Source organism: Amycolatopsis rhabdoformis, assembly GCF_035918295.1.
GTDB lineage: Bacteria > Actinomycetota > Actinomycetes > Mycobacteriales > Pseudonocardiaceae > Amycolatopsis > Amycolatopsis rhabdoformis.
The window spans coordinates 3746417-3762403 of the sequence record NZ_CP142149.1; the positions used below are offsets into that span (position 1 = coordinate 3746417).

At 71.8% G+C, this 15987-nt stretch carries 10 protein-coding genes; 1 reads left to right on the top strand and 9 read right to left on the bottom strand.

What is annotated here, in order from left to right; genetic code table 11:
* Nucleotides 1-53: 53 nt before the first annotated feature.
* From pntB to VSH64_RS17120, 9 genes are all read right to left on the bottom strand, one after another.
* A complete protein-coding gene (gene pntB / locus VSH64_RS17080; RefSeq protein WP_326836597.1) occupies nucleotides 54-1472 on the bottom strand; it encodes a Re/Si-specific NAD(P)(+) transhydrogenase subunit beta in 1419 nt (472 codons plus the stop codon).
* Between the two features lie 4 nt (nucleotides 1473-1476).
* Nucleotides 1477-3075, bottom strand: a complete 1599-nt coding sequence (locus VSH64_RS17085; protein WP_326836598.1) for a Re/Si-specific NAD(P)(+) transhydrogenase subunit alpha — start codon at nucleotides 3073-3075, stop codon at nucleotides 1477-1479.
* Between the two features lie 113 nt (nucleotides 3076-3188).
* The gene (gene glgX, locus VSH64_RS17090) at nucleotides 3189-5336 is read right to left on the bottom strand and encodes a glycogen debranching protein GlgX (protein ID WP_326836599.1); all 2148 of its coding nucleotides are present in this window, start codon (nucleotides 5334-5336) and stop codon (nucleotides 3189-3191) included.
* Nucleotides 5337-5428: 92 nt separating this feature from the next.
* Nucleotides 5429-7162, bottom strand: a complete 1734-nt coding sequence (treZ, locus tag VSH64_RS17095; protein ID WP_326836600.1) for a malto-oligosyltrehalose trehalohydrolase — start codon at nucleotides 7160-7162, stop codon at nucleotides 5429-5431.
* Nucleotides 7163-9493 carry a malto-oligosyltrehalose synthase gene (treY, locus tag VSH64_RS17100; protein ID WP_326836601.1) on the bottom strand — a complete coding sequence of 777 codons (2331 nt, stop codon included), beginning with the start codon at nucleotides 9491-9493 and terminating at the stop codon, nucleotides 7163-7165.
* Nucleotides 9490-11619: a glycogen debranching protein GlgX gene (gene glgX, locus VSH64_RS17105; RefSeq protein WP_326836602.1), complete on the bottom strand. Its 2130-nt coding sequence runs from the start codon at nucleotides 11617-11619 to the stop codon at nucleotides 9490-9492. Before glgX (VSH64_RS17105) ends, treY begins: the two co-directional genes overlap by 4 nt.
* A 137-nt stretch (nucleotides 11620-11756) precedes the next feature.
* Complete coding sequence (gene malQ, locus VSH64_RS17110; protein ID WP_326836603.1) at nucleotides 11757-13736, bottom strand: 4-alpha-glucanotransferase; 1980 nt, start codon at nucleotides 13734-13736, stop codon at nucleotides 11757-11759.
* Nucleotides 13737-13933: 197 nt separating this feature from the next.
* A complete protein-coding gene (locus VSH64_RS17115; RefSeq protein WP_326836604.1) occupies nucleotides 13934-14524 on the bottom strand; it encodes a M1 family aminopeptidase in 591 nt (196 codons plus the stop codon).
* Nucleotides 14525-14609: 85 nt separating this feature from the next.
* Nucleotides 14610-15470: an LLM class F420-dependent oxidoreductase gene (locus tag VSH64_RS17120; RefSeq protein WP_326836605.1), complete on the bottom strand. Its 861-nt coding sequence runs from the start codon at nucleotides 15468-15470 to the stop codon at nucleotides 14610-14612.
* Between the two features lie 218 nt (nucleotides 15471-15688).
* Here VSH64_RS17120 and VSH64_RS17125 point away from each other — a divergent pair, with 218 nt between their 5' ends.
* Nucleotides 15689-15985 carry a DUF3040 domain-containing protein gene (locus tag VSH64_RS17125; RefSeq protein WP_326836606.1) on the top strand — a complete coding sequence of 99 codons (297 nt, stop codon included), beginning with the start codon at nucleotides 15689-15691 and terminating at the stop codon, nucleotides 15983-15985.
* The last annotated feature ends 2 nt before the right edge of the window (nucleotides 15986-15987 follow it).

Below are 15987 nucleotides of genomic sequence, written 5' to 3' on the forward strand. Positions count from 1 at the left end.
CCGGCTCCCAGGGAACCGGCGGCGCGGGTGGTACGGACTTTTCGGGTGCCGGGCTAGCCGACGCGGGCCGGGAGCGCGGCGAGGATGTCCTGCACGCGTTCCTTGGCGTCGCCGAAGAGCATCTGGCTGTTGTCGCGGAAGAAGAGCGGGTTCTGCACCCCCGCGTAGCCCGGGGCCATCGACCGCTTGAACACCACGACGTTGCCGGCTTCCCACACCCGCAGCACCGGCATGCCGGCGATCGGGCTGCCCGGGTCCTCGGCGGCCGAGGGGTTCACCGTGTCGTTGGCGCCGATCACGAGCACGACGTCGGTGTCGGCGAGGTCGTCGTTGATCTCGTCCATCTCCAGCACGATGTCGTAGGGCACCTTCGCCTCGGCCAGCAGCACGTTCATGTGCCCGGGCAGCCGCCCGGCCACCGGGTGCACGCCGAAGCGCACGTTCACGCCCTGCTCGCGCAACCGCCGCGTCAGCTCGGCCACCGGGGCCTGGGCCTGCGCCACCGCCATGCCGTAGCCCGGCGTGATGACCACCGAGCTCGCGCCCGAGAGCAGGTCGGCCACCCCGGCGGCGTCGATCTCGCGGTGCTCGCCGGTGACCTCCGCCGCGCCGCTCGTGGCCGGCGCGCCGAACCCGCCCGCGATCACCGAGATGAACGAGCGGTTCATCGCCTTGCACATCACGTAGGACAGGTAGGCACCGGACGAGCCGACGAGCGCGCCGGTGATGATCAGCAAGTCGTTGCCCAGCAAGAAGCCCGACGCCGCCGCGGCCCAGCCCGAGTACGAGTTGAGCATCGACACGACCACCGGCATGTCGCCGCCGCCGATGGAGGCGACCAGGTGCAGGCCCAGCAGCAGCGCCAGCACCGTGACCACGACCAGCAACCAGGTGGCCGGGCTGAGCACGAAGAACACCGTGAGCACCGCGAACGCGACGAGCGCGCCGAGGTTGAGCACGTTCTTGCCGGGCAGCTGCAACGGCGCCGACGGGATCCGCGCCGAGAGCTTCAGGTACGCCACGATCGAGCCGGTGAAGGTCACCGCGCCGATGAAGACGCCGATCACGACCTCGGCGTGGTGGATGCCCAGCAGCGAGCCCACCAGTTCCGTCTGGCCGCTGTCGCCCTCGACCTCGAGGAACCCGTTCCAGCCCACCAGCACCGCGGCGAGGCCGACGAAGCTGTGCATCAGGGCGATCAGCTCGGGCATGCCGGTCATCTCGACCACCCGCGCCCGCCACACGCCGATCGCGGCGCCGATCACGAGCGCCACCAGCAGCAGCGTGATGCCCAGCCCGCTCGCGAGGCCGAGCACCGTGGCCCCGGTCGCGATCAGCGCGATCGCCATGCCGGCGATGCCGAACCAGACGCCGCGGCGCGACGTCTCGTGCTTGGCCAGCCCCGCGAGGCTGGCCACGAACAGCAGCGCGGCGATCAGGTACGCCGCGGTCTTCCAGGTCTCTGCGTGCACGGGGTCAGCTCCTCGAGAACATCGACAGCATCCGGCGCGTGACCAGGAAGCCACCGACGATGTTGATCGAGGCCAGCAGCACGGCGGCCGCGGCCAGGACGGTGGTGGCGATCCCGCCGCCGGCGATCTGCAGGATCGCGCCGACGACGATGATCCCGGAGATCGCGTTGGTCACCGACATGAGCGGCGTGTGCAGCGCGTGGTGCACGTTGCCGATCACGTAGAACCCGATCACGATCGCGAGCACGAACACCGTGAGGTGCCCGGCCAGCTCCGGCGGCGCGAACGCCGACGCCAGGAACAGCAGCACCGCGCCGACCACCGCGACGACCGCGCGGGCCCACGGCGACTTGGCCTGCTCCGGCTTGGCCGGCTGAGCGGCCGGTGCGGGCGCGGGCGGCGGTGCGGCACTCACGGACACCTTCGGCGGCGGCCACAGCACCTCGCCGTCGCGGACCACGGTGAGCCCGCGCTGCACCACGTCCTCGAAGTCCAGCGTGAGCCGGCCGTCCTTCTCCGGCGTGAGCAGCTTCAGCAGGTTCACCACGTTGGTGCCGTACAGCTGCGAAGCCTGCGCGGGCAGCCGGCCCGGCAGGTCGGTGTAGCCGATGATCGTGACGCCGTTGGCGGTGGTCACGACCTCACCGGCGACCGTGCCGGCCACGTTGCCGCCCTGCGCGGCGGCCATGTCCACCACCACGCTGCCGGGCTTCATCAACGCCACCTGCTCGGCCGTGAGCAGCTTCGGCGCCGGCCGGCCCGGGATGAGCGCGGTGGTGATGACGATGTCCACGTCGGCGGCCTGCTCGGAGTAGATCTCCGCGGCGCGCCGGTCGTAGGCCTCCGACGTCGCTTTCGCGTACCCGTCGGTACTGGCCTCCTGCTCGACCTCGACCGCGAGGTACTCACCGCCCAGCGAGCGCACCTGGTCGGCCACCTCCGGGCGCGGGTCGGTCGCGCGCACCACGGCGCCCAGGCTGTTGGCGGCCGCGATGGCCGCCAGCCCGGCCACCCCGGCGCCGGCGACCAGCACCTTCGCCGGCGGCACCTTGCCCGCCGCCGTGACCTGGCCGGTGAAGAACCGGCCGAACACGTGCGCGGCCTCGATCACGGCCCGGTAGCCGGCGATGTTCGCCATCGAGCTGAGCACGTCGAGCGACTGGGCCCGCGAGATCCGCGGCACCGCGTCCATCGCCAGCGCCGTGACGCCGCGCTCGGCCAGCGCGGCCAGCCGCTCCGGTTCCAGCGCGGGCGCCAGCATCGACACCAGCGTGGTGCCGGGTCGCAGTCTCTCGATCTCGTCCGGGCCCGGCGCGTTGATCGTCACGACCACGTCCGCGTCCCACACCGGATCGGCCGTGACCTCGGCGCCCGCGGACAGGTAGGCCTCGTCGTCGAACCCGGATCGCGCCCCGGCCCCGGACTCCACCCGCACGGTGTAACCCAGGCCCACGGCCTTGCGCACGGTGTCCGGCGTCAGCGCGACGCGTGTCTCGGTCTTCGTCGACTCCGCGACCAAGCCGATTCGCAAACCGGGCTCGGACGGTGTGCCGTCGTCGCTCATGCAGTTCTCCTCGGGGATGTCCACGCTGGATTTCAACATCCAACAAACCGGATGACGAGCAGGATTCCGGTGTTCCGTGGTGAGGGTGGTCTCTTGACCGATTTCTGCGAAACCTCTGGATCGATCCACCGCGGGACACGCCGGCCCCCGCGCTAGAGGGGCTGGGGACCCGCCACGAAGTCCCGCGGCGCCCGCAGCAGCTGCAGCGAGCGAGCGGCCACGACGATGCGTGACTTCGGGTCCAGCACGCCCACGTAGGCGGGGCTGCCGTCGGCCGTGCCGGTGTCGAGCGTCGGTTTGTAGGTGGCGCCGTACTCGGGCCCGGGCAGCACCACCTCGGTGTCGTCCTCACCGGCGTGCAGGATCAGCAGCCACGAGTGGTCGGTCACGAGCTCGCCCTCGCGGTTGCGGGCCTGGGAGTTGGAGCCGTCGATCCACATGCACAGCGTGCGGCGGCTCTCGTCGAACCAGTCGATCTCGTCGAACTCCTCGCCGTCGGGCCGGAACCACACCAGGTCGGGTTTGCCGGTGGGCGTGGTGCGGCCCTCGAAGAACTCCGGCTGGCGCAGCGCCGGGCTGCTCGCGCGGATCCGCACCACCCGCCGCGCGAAGGCGAGCATCGGCTCCGAGGCCGCCGACGGCGTCCAGTCGATCCAGGAGGTCTCGTCGTCGAGGCAGTAGGCGTTGTTGTTGCCGCCCTGGGTCCGCCACATCTCGTCACCCGCGACGAACATCGGCGTGCCGGTGGACAGCAGCAGGGTGGCGAAGAGGTTGCGCGCCTGCCGGGTGCGCAGCGCGACGATCGACTGGTCGTCGGTCTCGCCTTCGGCGCCGTGGTTCCACGAGCGGTTGTCGTTGGTGCCGTCGCGGTTTTCTTCGCCGTTGCCCTCGTTGTGCTTTTCGTTGTAGGACACCAGATCCCGCAAGGTGAAACCGTCGTGGGCGGTCACGAAGTTGATCGACTGCCACGGCCGGCGCAGGTTGTGATCGTAGAGGTCCGACGAGCCCGAGAGGCGGAACGCGAGGTCGCGCACGCCGGTGACGCCGCGCCAGAAGTCGCGCAGCGTGTCGCGGTAGCGCCCGTTCCACTCGGCCCACTGCGCGCCGAAGTCGCCCACGCGGTAGCCCTCCCCCGTCGCGTCCCACGGCTCGGCGATGAGCTTGCACCGCGAGAGCACCGGGTCGGTGGTGATGGCCGTGAGCATGGTCGAGTCGCGGTCGAACATGCCGCCGCGCGGGCGGCCCAGCGTGCTCGCGAGGTCGAAGCGGAAGCCGTCGACGCCGAGTTCCTGCGTCCAGTACCGCAGGGAATCGGTGACCAGGCGGACCACGGTCGGCGAACCCGCGTCGAGGGTGTTGCCGCAGCCGGTGATGTCGGCCATCTGCCCGCGTTTGGTGTGCAGGTAGTACGCCGGCGCGTCGAGCCCGCGCAGGAACAGCGTGGGCCCGTCGGGACCGCCCTCGCAGGTGTGGTTGAACACGACGTCGACGATCACCTCGATGTTGGCCGCGTGCAGCGCCGCCACCATCGTGCGGAACTCCTCGACCTCACGGCCGGGCTCGCTCGCGTAGCCCGGGTGCGGCGCGAAGTAGCCCAGCGGCGAGTAACCCCAGTAGTTGTGCCGGCCCGCCTTCACGAGCGAGGGCTCGTCGGCGAACGCGTGCACCGGCAGCAGTTCCACTGTGGTCACGCCCAGGCGCGTGAGGTGCTCGATCGCCACCGGGTGCGCCAGGCCGAGGTACGTGCCCCGCAGCGCCTCCGGGATGAACGGGTGCAGCTCGGTGAAGCCCTTCACGTGCAGCTCGTAGATCACCGACTCCTCGAACGGCACCTCGGGCTTCACGCCCGTGTCCGGCCCGCCCGGCGAGGTGACCACCGAGAGCGGCACGCTGCCGAGGGAGTCCACAGTGGACGCCGGGCCGCGGTCCGGGTCGCCCACGAACCCCTGCGCGGCGCCGAGGTCGGTCAGCCGGCCGCTGATCCGGTGCGCGTACGGGTCCACGAGCAGCTTCGCCGGGTTGCAGCGCAGCCCTCGCCCGGGGTCGTACGGGCCGTGGACGCGGTAGCCGTAGCGCTGGCCGGGCGTGACTCCGGGGACGAGCCCGTGCCACACGCCGAAGGTCCGCTCGGTGAGCTCGATCCGGCGCTCGGTGCCGTCGTCACCGAGGAGGCAGACCTCCACGGCGTCGGCCACCGCCGAGGTGACGGCGAACCGCACCCCTCCGGCTTCCGGGTGAGCGCCGAGCGGAAAGGGGCGGCCGGCCAGGACCTGGGTGTCGGAAGCGGGTCGTGTTGCCATGGGGGGATCCTCCCAGGCCGACGCGTCCCGCGGGTCCGGCTACCTGGCTGAACTTTCTCGCGAAAGACGCGGATTTTGCCTGGTCGGCGCCGTCACGAGGTGACGACCAGCACGAACGACGAGGGCGGCAGCCGCACGGATCCGCCGTGAGGTTCACCGGCATGGTCGAACTCGGGCGTGTCCCAGGAGGCCAGGACCTCCCCCGGCGTCCCGCCCAGTGGGACGGTGGCCGGTGTTTCGCCGAAGTTGCACGCGAGCCGCAGCGCGCCGCGGTGCAGCACCAGCCACGAATCGTCGGGCGCCGCGCGCACCTCGAAGCCGGCGAGGTCCGGGTCGGCGAGCTCCGGCCGTTCGCGGCGCAGCCGGATCAGCGTGCGGTAGGTCCGCAGCATCGCCTGGTGCGCCGGCTGCTCCGGCTCGGTCCAGTCGAGCCGCGAGCGCACGACGGTCGCCGGGTCCATCGGGTCCGGCACGTCGGCCTCACCCCAGCCGTGGCGGCCGAACTCGCGCCGCCGGCCCGTGCGCACGGCTTCGGCCAGCTCCGGGTCCGGGAAGGACGCGAAGAACTGCCACGGCGTGCTCGCCGCCCATTCCTCGCCCATGAACACCATCGGCGTGTACGGCGAGCAGAACACCACCGCGGCCGCCGCCGCGATCTTCCCGGGAGCCACGGTGGCCGAGAGCCGGTCGCCGGTGGCGCGGTTGCCGATCTGGTCGTGGTTCTGCAGGTACGCGAGGAACCGGTGGCCCGGCACCTTGCGCGTGTCCACCGGGCGGCCGTGGGTGCGTTCGCGGAACGAGGACCACGTGCCGGCGTGGAAGAACACCTCGCGCAGCGTCTTCGCGAGCGCGCCGGGCGCGGCGAAATCGGCGTAGTAGCCGCTGGTCTCGCCGGTGAGGCGCACGTGCAGCGTGTGGTGCAGGTCGTCGGACCACTGCGCGTGCACGCCGTAGCCGCCGCCGTCGCGCGTGGTGACCAGGCGCGGGTCGTTCTGGTCCGACTCGGCGATGAGCGTGAGCGGGCGGCGCACGGCCGCGGACAGCTCGCCGACCTCGGTGGCCAGCTCCTCCAGCAGGTGCGTGGCACGCTTGTCCACCAGCGCGTGCACGGCGTCGAGCCGCAGCGCGTCCACGTGGAAGTCGCGCAGCCAGCCGAGCGCGTTGTCGAGCACGTAGCGGCGCACCTCGTCGGAACCGGGTCCGTCGAGGTTGAGGCCGGCGCCCCAGTCGGTGTGGCCGGCGAAGTACGGGCCGAACCGGTCGAGGTAGGCACCCGAGGGGCCGAGGTGGTTGTAGACCACGTCGAGCACCACCGCGAGACCGCGCGCGTGGCAGGCGTCCACGAAGCGCTTGAGCCCGTCGGGCCCGCCGTAGGGTTCGTGCACCGCGCCCCACAGCACGCCGTCGTAACCCCAGCCGGCCGTGCCGTCGAAGGAGTTCACCGGCAGCAGCTCGACGTGGGTGATGCCGAGGTCCACCAGGTGGCCGAGCCGCTCGATCGCCGAGTCGAACGTGCCGCCCTCGGTGAAGGTGCCCAGGTGCAGCTCGTAGACGACGCCACCGGGCAGCTGACGGCCCGTCCACGCGCGGTCGGTCCAGTCGAACGCCGCGTGGTCATAGACCCGCGAGGCCGCGTGCACACCGTCCGGCTGGCGCAGCGAACGAGGGTCCGGCAGCGGCTTGTCGTCGTCGCCGAGCAGGAACGCGTAGTCGGTGCCGGTCACGTCGGCCCGCCACCAGCCGCCGTCCGTCGCCGTCATCTCGTGGTCAGTGCCGTCGACACGCACCCGCACGCGGTCCGCGGCGGGCGCCCACACGGTGAACATTCAGGAATCCCCTCGCACCAGCAGAGCCACCGGGTAGCGGTCGAACAACGCGGCGGCCGCCGGCGCGTCGCCGAGCGCACGCCCGGTGAGCACGTCGGTCCAGACGCCGTCGGTGAGCGGCAGCACGGTGTCGCGCCAGCCGCCGGCCTTCTCCAGCCCGACCGGCAGCCGCGTCACGGCCACCGCCAGGTTCTCCCCGCGCTGGAACGCGAGCAGGTGCTCGGCGGCCGCGCCCTCGGCCTTCAGCGGGCGATACCCGGCGAACAGCTCCGGACGTTCGCGGCGCAGCGTCAGCGCGCGGTGCACGACCAGCAGCTTGGCCGCGCCGGTCTCGTCGACCGCGGGCTGCTCGCCGGCCAGCACGCGGTCGAGGATCGCGCGGCGCGCGGCGTAGTCGACCTCGCGCCGGTTGTCCGGGTCCACGAGCGAGAAGTCCCACAGCTCGGTGCCCTGGTACACGTCGGGCACCCCCGGCCCGGCGAGCTGCACGAGCTTCTGGCCCAGCGAGTTCACCCAGCCCGCGGTGCGCAACCGGCCCACGAACTCCTCGACCTCGGCCACCAGCCCGGCGTCGGCGAGCACCCGCTCGGGCCACTCGGCGACGGCGCGCTCGAACGCCTCGTCGTGGTCGGTCCAGGTGGTGCGGAGCTTCGACTCCTTGGCCGCCTTGTCGAGGTAGTCGCGCAGCCGCTCGGGCGCGATCGGCCACGCGCCCACGAGCGTCTGCCAGGCCAGCAGGTTCAGCGCCGGCTCGTCGATGCCGCACCGCTCGGTCCAGCGGCGCACGGCGTCGGCGAACTCGTCGGCCAGCTCAGCCAGCGCGACCTGCCGGGCGCGGGTGTCCTCGGAGCGTTTGGTGTCGTGGGTGGTCAGCGTGGTCATGCTCGCCGGGCGGCCGGCGGCGCGGTCCGCCGCCAGCCGGTGGAAGTCCTCGGTGGAAAGGCCGAAGCGCGCGGGGTCGCCGCCGACCTCGTTGAGCGCGGCGAAGCGCGTGAAGCGGTAGAAGGTGGTGTCCTCGGTGCCCTTGGCCACGACCATGCCGGACGTCTGCTGGATGCGCGTGGCCAGCTCGCCCTGCGGCTCGGCGCGGACCTGCGTGTCCAGGGCGTCGAATGCGGTGCCGAGGTCGGGACGGCGCGACCGCGCGCGCTCGACCGCCCGCGTCCACTCGGCGGCGCCCTCCGGCAGGTACGAGCGGTAGACACCGAACGCGATCATCACCTCGGCCACGGCGGCGCGCGCGGCTTCGGCGTCGGTGCCCGTTGCAGTGCCCGGTTCAGTGCCGGTCTCAAGGCCCTCGACCAGCGCCGCGATGCGATGCACCTCGGCCACCAGGATGCGGTCGGTCACCAGCCGGCGGGCTTCCTCTTCCACGGCGGCGTAGTCGGTGCGCACGCCCAATTCGTCGGCGAGCCGCGTGAAAACCGGTTCCGCGGCCGGGTCCACGAACACGCCGGTGATCTCGTTGAGCGCGTCGTAGCCGGTGGTGCCCTCGACCGGCCAGCTCTGCGGCAGCGCCTCACCGGGGTGCAGGATCTTCTCCACGACCAGCCACGCGTCGGGGGCGCCCGCGCGCAGCCGGCGGAAGTAGCCGCCGGGGTCGGCCAGGCCGTCCGGGTGGTCCACGCGCAGGCCGGCGACGTCCCCGTCGGACACCCAGCGCAGCACCTCGCCGTGGGTCTCGGCGAACACCTCGGGCTTCTCCACCATCACGGCCGCGAGGTTCGTGATGTCGAAGAACCGCCGGTAGTTCAGCTCCGCGTTGCCGCGGCGCCAGCCCACGAGCTCGTAGTTCTGCCGCGCGTGCACTTCCTGCGGCGTGCCCTCGCCGGTGCCGGGCGCGATCGGGAAGCGGTGGTCGTAGTACACGAGCTCGGCGTCGTCACCCGAGCCCTCGACCTTCAGCTCGGCCGCCGCCGCGTCCTCGCCGAGGACCGGCAGCAGCACCTTGCCGCGGCTCCAGTCGATGTCGAAGAACCCCGCGTGCTCGGCCGCCTGCCCGTGGCGCAGCACGTCCCACCACCAGCGGTCGAGCTTCGGGATCTCCACGGACATGTGGTTCGGCACGATGTCGACCACCAGCGTGAGCCCGGCGGACTTCAGCCGCGCCGACAACACCTTGCGGGCCTGCTCACCGCCCAGCTCCGGCCGTGCGCGGGTCGGGTCCACCACGTCGTAGCCGTGGGTGGACCCGGTGGTCGCGTCGAGCACCGGCGACGTGTACAGCGCGCCGACGCCGAGCGCGCGCAGGTAGTCGACGATCGCGGCGGCGTCGGTGAAGGTGAACTCCGGGCGCAGCTGCACCCGGTAGGTCGAGGACGGCGCGCTCACTCCTGCTCCTCCCGGCCCGTGCGCTGCAGCACCACGAGCGACCGCGCGGCGAGCGTGTGCTTGCCCCCGCCCGGCACCGGTTCCACGTCGGACTTGCCGACCTGGCCGGTGGCCGTGTCCACGACGACCGTCCACTCGGTGCCGTAGCCGTTGGCGGGCAAGGTCATCGCGATGTCCTCGTAGTGCGCGTTGAACGCGAGCAGGAACGACTCGTCGACCACCGCCATGCCGCGCGGGTCGAGGTCGGAGATGCCCTCGCCGTTGAGGAAGATCACCACGGACTTGCCGAAGCCGTCCTCCCAGTTCTCCTCGGTCATCTCCTCGCCGGCCGGCGTGAACCAGGCGATGTCGCCGAGCTCCTCGCCCTTGCGCACCGGCTTGCCCTGGAAGAACCGGCGGCGCCGGAACACCGGGTGCGCCTTGCGGAACGCGGTGAGCGCGGCGGTGAACTCGACGAGGTCGGCGTTCTCCTTCGCCAGCGCCCAGTCCATCCAGGACAGTTCGGAGTCCTGGCAGTAGGCGTTGTTGTTGCCCTGCTGGGTGCGGCCCAGCTCGTCGCCGTGCAGCAGCATCGGCACACCCTGCGACAGCAGCACGCTGGCCAGCAGGTTGCGGCGCTGGCGGGCGCGCAGGGCGAGGACCTCCTCGTCGTCGGTCGGGCCCTCCACGCCGCAGTTCCACGAGCGGTTGTCGTCGGCCCCGTCGCGGTTGTCCTCGCCGTTGGCTTCGTTGTGCTTCTCGTTGTAGGACACCAGGTCCTCGAGCGTGAAGCCGTCGTGGGCCGTGACGAAGTTGATCGACGCGAACGGCCGGCGGCCGTCGTCCTGGTAGAGGTCCGAGGAACCCGTGATGCGGGAGGCGAACTCCCCCAGCGTCGACGGTTCACCGCGCCAGAAATCGCGCACGGTGTCGCGGTACTGCCCGTTCCACTCCGTCCACAGTGGAGGGAAGTTGCCGACCTGGTAGCCACCGGGGCCGACGTCCCACGGCTCGGCGATGAGCTTGACCTGGCTCACGATCGGGTCCTGCTGCACGAGTTCGAAGAACGTGGACAGGCGGTCGACGTCGTAGAACTCGCGCGCGAGCGCCGAGGCGAGGTCGAAGCGGAAGCCGTCCACGTGCATCTCGGTGACCCAGTAGCGCAACGAGTCCATGATCAGCTGCAACGTGTGCGGGTTGCGGACGTTGAGCGAGTTCCCGGTGCCCGTGTAGTCCATGTAGTACTGCGGGTCGTCCTCGACCAGCCGGTAGTAGGCCTCGTTGTCGATGCCGCGCATCGACAGCGTCGGACCGAGGTGGTTGCCCTCGGCGGTGTGGTTGTAGACGACGTCGAGGATCACCTCGATGTTGGCCTCGTGCAGGGCGCGCACCATGCCCTTGAACTCCTGCACCTGCCCGCCCTGGCCCGGCATCGCCGCGTAGCCGTCGTGCGGGGCGAAGAAGCCGATCGTGTTGTAGCCCCAGTAGTTGCGCAGGCCCTTCTCGTCGAGGCCGTGGTCGGTCACGAACTGGTGCACCGGCATCAGTTCGACCGCCGTGACCCCGAGCTTCTTCAGGTGCTCGATCACGGCCGGGTGCGCAAGCCCGGCGTAGGTGCCGCGCAGGCGGTCGGGCACGAAGGGGTGCGTCATCGTCATGCCGCGCACGTGGGCCTCGTAGATCACGGTCTCGTGGTACGGCGTGCGCGGCGCGCGGTCGTTGGCCCAGTCGAAGAACGGGCTCACCACCAGCGAGTACGGCACGTGCCCGGCCGAGTCCTGGTCGTTGCGCTCCTCGGGCTGGTCGAACTGGTACCCGAACAGCGCCTCCGACCAGTCGACGCCCCGCGAAAGCGCCTTGGCGTACGGGTCGATCAGGACCTTGTTCGGGTTGCAGCGCAGGCCGCGCTCCGGGTCGTACGGGCCGTGCACGCGGAAGCCGTAACGCTGGCCGGGGCCGACGCCGAGCAGGTAGCCGTGGTGGACGAACCCGTCGACCTCCTCCAGCCGCGACCGGGTTTCCGTGCCGTCCTCTTCGAACAGGCACAGCTCCACGTAGTCGGCGACTTCGGAGAACAGTGCGAAGTTCGTGCCCACTCCGTCGTAGGTGGCGCCGAGCGGGTAGGGCCTTCCGGGCCAGGGACGCACGGGACTCTCCTTGGGGGACATCGGTTTGTCGGGTTGCTCGGGGAACGCTGCTCGGGGAACTCTGCTCGGGAGCGGTTGCTCGGGGAACACTGACTTACCCGCGCGGGCGGGTCTCGAACCACGAAGGCCGGACGCGGTTACGGGAGCGGGCGGGCGGCCTTGAGCGGGGCGACCGCCGCACGCACCCGGGCGTCGGCGAAGAACCCGTCGACGCTGACGGGGAGCGGGATCCGCCAGTTAGGGTACTGGTCGACCGTTCCCGGCAGGTTGGGCTGGCGCCGTTCGCCGACCACGTCGGCCGGTGAGGTGAGCACGAGGCGTGACGCCGCCGAGGCCAGCAGCGTGTGCAGGGCCACCACCGGGTCGTCGGCGGGGATGCCTTCGCGCGCAACGAGGTCGAGCAGCGCGGTGCGTTCGGCCGCCGCTTCGGTGTACTCCTGCTCCACGGGCCGGTCGAGCAGGCCCAATTCGGCCCGCACGCGCACGTGCTCGGCTTCGAGCCAGCCGGACACGGTGGGCAGGTCGTGGGTCGAGATGCTCGCCATCGCGTGCGGGTCCCAGTCGGCGGGCCGCACGAACGGTTTGCCCGGTGCGTCCCAGTCGCGCTGGAACCACAGCACGGCGGAGCTGAGCACGCCGCGTTCGTGCATGGTCTCGGTCACGGTCTCCTCGACCGTGCCGAGGTCTTCGCCGACCACCACGGCGCCGGCGCGCTGGGCTTCCAGCGCGAGCACGCCGAGCATCGCCTCGGCGTCGTAGTGCACGTAGGTGCCGCGATTCGCGGGCTCGCCCGGCGGGATCCACCACAGGCGCCACAGCCCGGCGATGTGGTCCACGCGGATGCCGTCGGCGTGCTGCAGCACCCCGCGCACGACGTCGCGGAACGGCGCGTAGCCGGCTTCGGCGAGGCGGTCGGGCCGCCACGGCGGGAGGTTCCAGTCCTGGCCCTGCTGGTTGAACGCGTCGGGCGGCGCGCCCACCCGCACGCGGGCCGCGAACACGTCGCGCAGCGCCCAGGTGTCGGCGCCGCCGGGGTGCACGCCCACGGGCAGGTCGTGCACGACCCCCACGGTCATGCCGGCCTCGCGCGCGGCGAGGCGGACCTCGTCGAGCTGCTCGTGGCACAACTGCTGCAGCCAGCCGTGGAACTCGACGCGGTCGGCCAGCTCTTCGCGCGCCGCGGCCACCTCGGTGCCGGAAGGGTCGCGCAACGCCTCGGGCCACTCGCGCCAGTCGGCGCCGTGCACCTCGGCCAGCGCGCCGAACGTCGCGAAGTCACGCAAGTCGCCGTGGAGCTCGACGGGCCGCGGGTGGTGCGGGCGCAGCAGTTCGAGCGCGGTGCGCTTGGCGTCCCACACGGCGTCGTAGTCGATCAGGTCCGGAACCGCGTCCGGCGCCAGCGCCAGCACCTTCGCCCGCGTCGGCTCGTCGGCCCGCGCGAACGCCTCGGTGTCGGTCACCCGCAGGTACACCGGGTTCGCGAACCGGCGGCTCGACGGCGAGTACGGCGAGCGCTCCACCGGGTGCGCCGGCGCGAACGCCTGCACCGGGTTGACCAGCAGCACCCCGGCGCCCAGCTCGGCGGCCGAGCGCGTGGCCGTGGTGCGCAGGTCGCCGAAGTCGCCCATCCCCCACGAGCCGGCCGAGTGCAGGGCGTAGAGCTGCAGCATCCAGCCCCACGCCGCGGGCACCTCGGGCAGCTTCGCCGGCACCACGGCCAGCGGCACCCGGCGCTCGCCGTCGACCACGTGGTGCCAGCCCAGCGGCAGGTCGGCCGGCAGCGTGGTGCCGACCTCGCGGACGGTGCCGTCCTCCAGCTCGACGGTCACCTCCCGGCCCAGCTCACGCGGCTCGCCGGCGCGGACGATCAGCGTGGGCGGCAGGTCGGTCGAGGCCCGCACGGCGCGGACCCGGTCGAGGGCCTCGCGGATCGCGTCCTCGGTCGTGGCGTCGACCTCGAACTGCGCGAGGACGGCGACCACCACGTCGGCCTCGACCTGCACCTCGACGCGGTCGGAGTTCTCGTAGTGGGTCGCCACGCCGTAGGCGGCGGCCAGCTCGGCCAGCTCGGGCGAAACGTCGGGGCTCGGTGATCCGGAGGCGGTCGGGCTCTGCACCGGCCCAGTCTTGCGGCCCACGCCGAGAGGCGCCAATCGCCTCGCCGGGCGGCACCCGAATGCCGGATGCGTACAGCGGTGACCGGCCAGTCGGGGGGCGTGCCGGCCGGTCACCGCCACACCCACCGAGAGGCGATCCGGTGAACAGCATGACGGCCGGCGGCGCACTTCACCTGTTCGAGTGATATTCCGCCCGCTCAGCGTGCGAGCGAACCCGGGTACAGGTAGTGGGCCGGCGGAATCACCGAGCTGTGCGTCCACGCCGTGAAGAAGCCCGACAGGTCCTGGCCGGCCTCGGCGGACGCGAAGCGCTCGAAGTCGGGCCACGACGCGTTGCCGTCGCGGTGCGCGGCGATCCAGTGCTTGAGCACGCCGAAGAACTCGTCGTCGCCCATCGTGCGGCGCAGGGCGTGGAGCAGGAGCGAACCCCGGTCGTAGAGGGCGAAGTCGAGCGGCCGGTCCTTGCCCGGGTCGTGGATCGGCACCTGCCAGTAGGCCGCGTCGCCGGCGTTCTGCTCCACGATGGCGCGGTAGCTCGCATCGAGGTCGGCCCCGTTCTCGATCTCGTCCCACAGCCCGGTGTACTGCGCGAAGCACTCGGCGAGGCAGCCGTCCCGCCAGTCCGAAAAGGACACCGCGTCGCCGAACCACTGGTGGGCCAGCTCGTGCACGGGGTTGGTGAACCGTTCCGGCAACACGCCGTCGGGGCAGATCGGCCGGTCCCGCGGCTCGAACCCGCCCGGGGAGAAGTAGCCCGGTGTGCCGGCACGCGCGGAAGGACTGCCCACGCCGCAACGGTTTCGCGACCGTGATCACGAGTCCGTGCCCGTCGGTTCGCGTGACGGACGCCGGGACGGACCGGTCAGGAACTTGTCAGCGTCCGATGAGCGTTCCGCGCCCGACTTTCGCCGCCAGCCGGCCCAGCCACGCCACGACCTCGGCCGGCTCGCGGTCCGGGAGGCCGAAGATCACCTCGGTCACCCCGGCGTCGGCCAGGCGCGCGAGGCCGGCCGGATCGGGTCGCGGGCCGAGCGCCGCCACCTCGGGCTCGCCGGCCCGCCCCTCGGCGCGCCAGATCTGCCGCAGCAGCCCCACGTTCTCCTCGATGTCCACTTCGGACGGTGTGGTGAGCCAGCCGTCGGCCGAGCGCGCGATCCAGCGGAACGTGCGTTCGGTGCCGGCCGCGCCCACGAGCACCGGAACGCGCTCCTGCACGGGTTTCGGCCACGCCCAGCTCGGGCCGAACGCCACGTGCTCACCCGCAAAGCTCGCCACCTCGTCGGTCCACAACACACGCATCGCCTCGAGGTACTCGCGCAACACGGTGCGGCGCAGGCGGCCCGGCACCCCGTGGTCGGCCAGCTCGTCGGTGTTCCACCCGAACCCGACCCCGAGCGTCACTCTCCCACCGGAGAGGTGGTCGAGCGTCGCGACGGCCTTCGCGAGGGTGATCGGGTCGCTTTCCACCGGCAGCGCCACCGCGGTGGCCAGGCGGATGCGCGTGGTGACCGAGGCCGCCGTGGCGAGGGAGACCCACGGGTCGAGCGTGCGCAGGTAGCGGTCGTCGGGCAGGCTCGCGTCTCCGGTCCGCGGGTGCGCGGCCGTGCGCTTGACCGGGATGTGCGTGTGCTCGGGAACGTAGAAGGTGTCGAACCCGGCCGCTTCGGCCGCCCGCGCCGCCTCCGCGGGGGTGATCCCGCGGTCGCTCGTGAAGAGCACGATGCCGTATCTCACGACTCCGACGGTATTAGAACGTGTTTCAGTTTGCAACGAAATCCGCCTGGCCGCCGGAAGTGTTCTAGAGTGAGTGCGTGGCCTCCGGTCACACCGCACCCCACCACCGGCCCGGTTTGGCGATTATTCCTGGAAAAACGGCGCTTGACGTGGGGTAGGCCGGGGTACTCAACTGGTAGGGCGATCACCCCGGCCCGATCCGTCCTGAGGAGGGGGTCATGCTTCCCCATCGTGACCGCAGCGCGCTGCGGAAGATCGAAGAAGAGCTGGCCGCGAGCGACCCGGACTTCGTCGCGGCCCTGAGCGGCGGCGCACCGCCCGTGCGCTCGCGTGCGTGGCTCACCACGCTGATCCTCGCCGACGTCACCGTGGTGCTGATGATCGTGGTCGGGCTGCTGGCCGGCAGCACCGGCATGTTCCTGTGGGGCCTCGTCACGGTCCCGGTGTTCGTCTGGATCCACCGGACGATCCTGATGCGCAAACGCGAGCGCACCGGAGACGACGCGGCCGCGTAAGG

Bases quoted from the DNA above. Each gene is read 5' to 3' on its own strand.
- VSH64_RS17085 (WP_326836598.1), bottom strand. From the start codon at position 3,075: ATGTTGAAATCCAGCGTGGACATCCCCGAGGAGAACTGCATGAGCGAC.
- glgX (WP_326836599.1), bottom strand. From the start codon at position 5,336: ATGGCAACACGACCCGCTTCCGACACCCAGGTCCTGGCCGGCCGCCCC.
- treZ (WP_326836600.1), bottom strand. From the start codon at position 7,162: ATGTTCACCGTGTGGGCGCCCGCCGCGGACCGCGTGCGGGTGCGTGTC.
- VSH64_RS17125 (WP_326836606.1), top strand. From the start codon at position 15,689: ATGCTTCCCCATCGTGACCGCAGCGCGCTGCGGAAGATCGAAGAAGAG.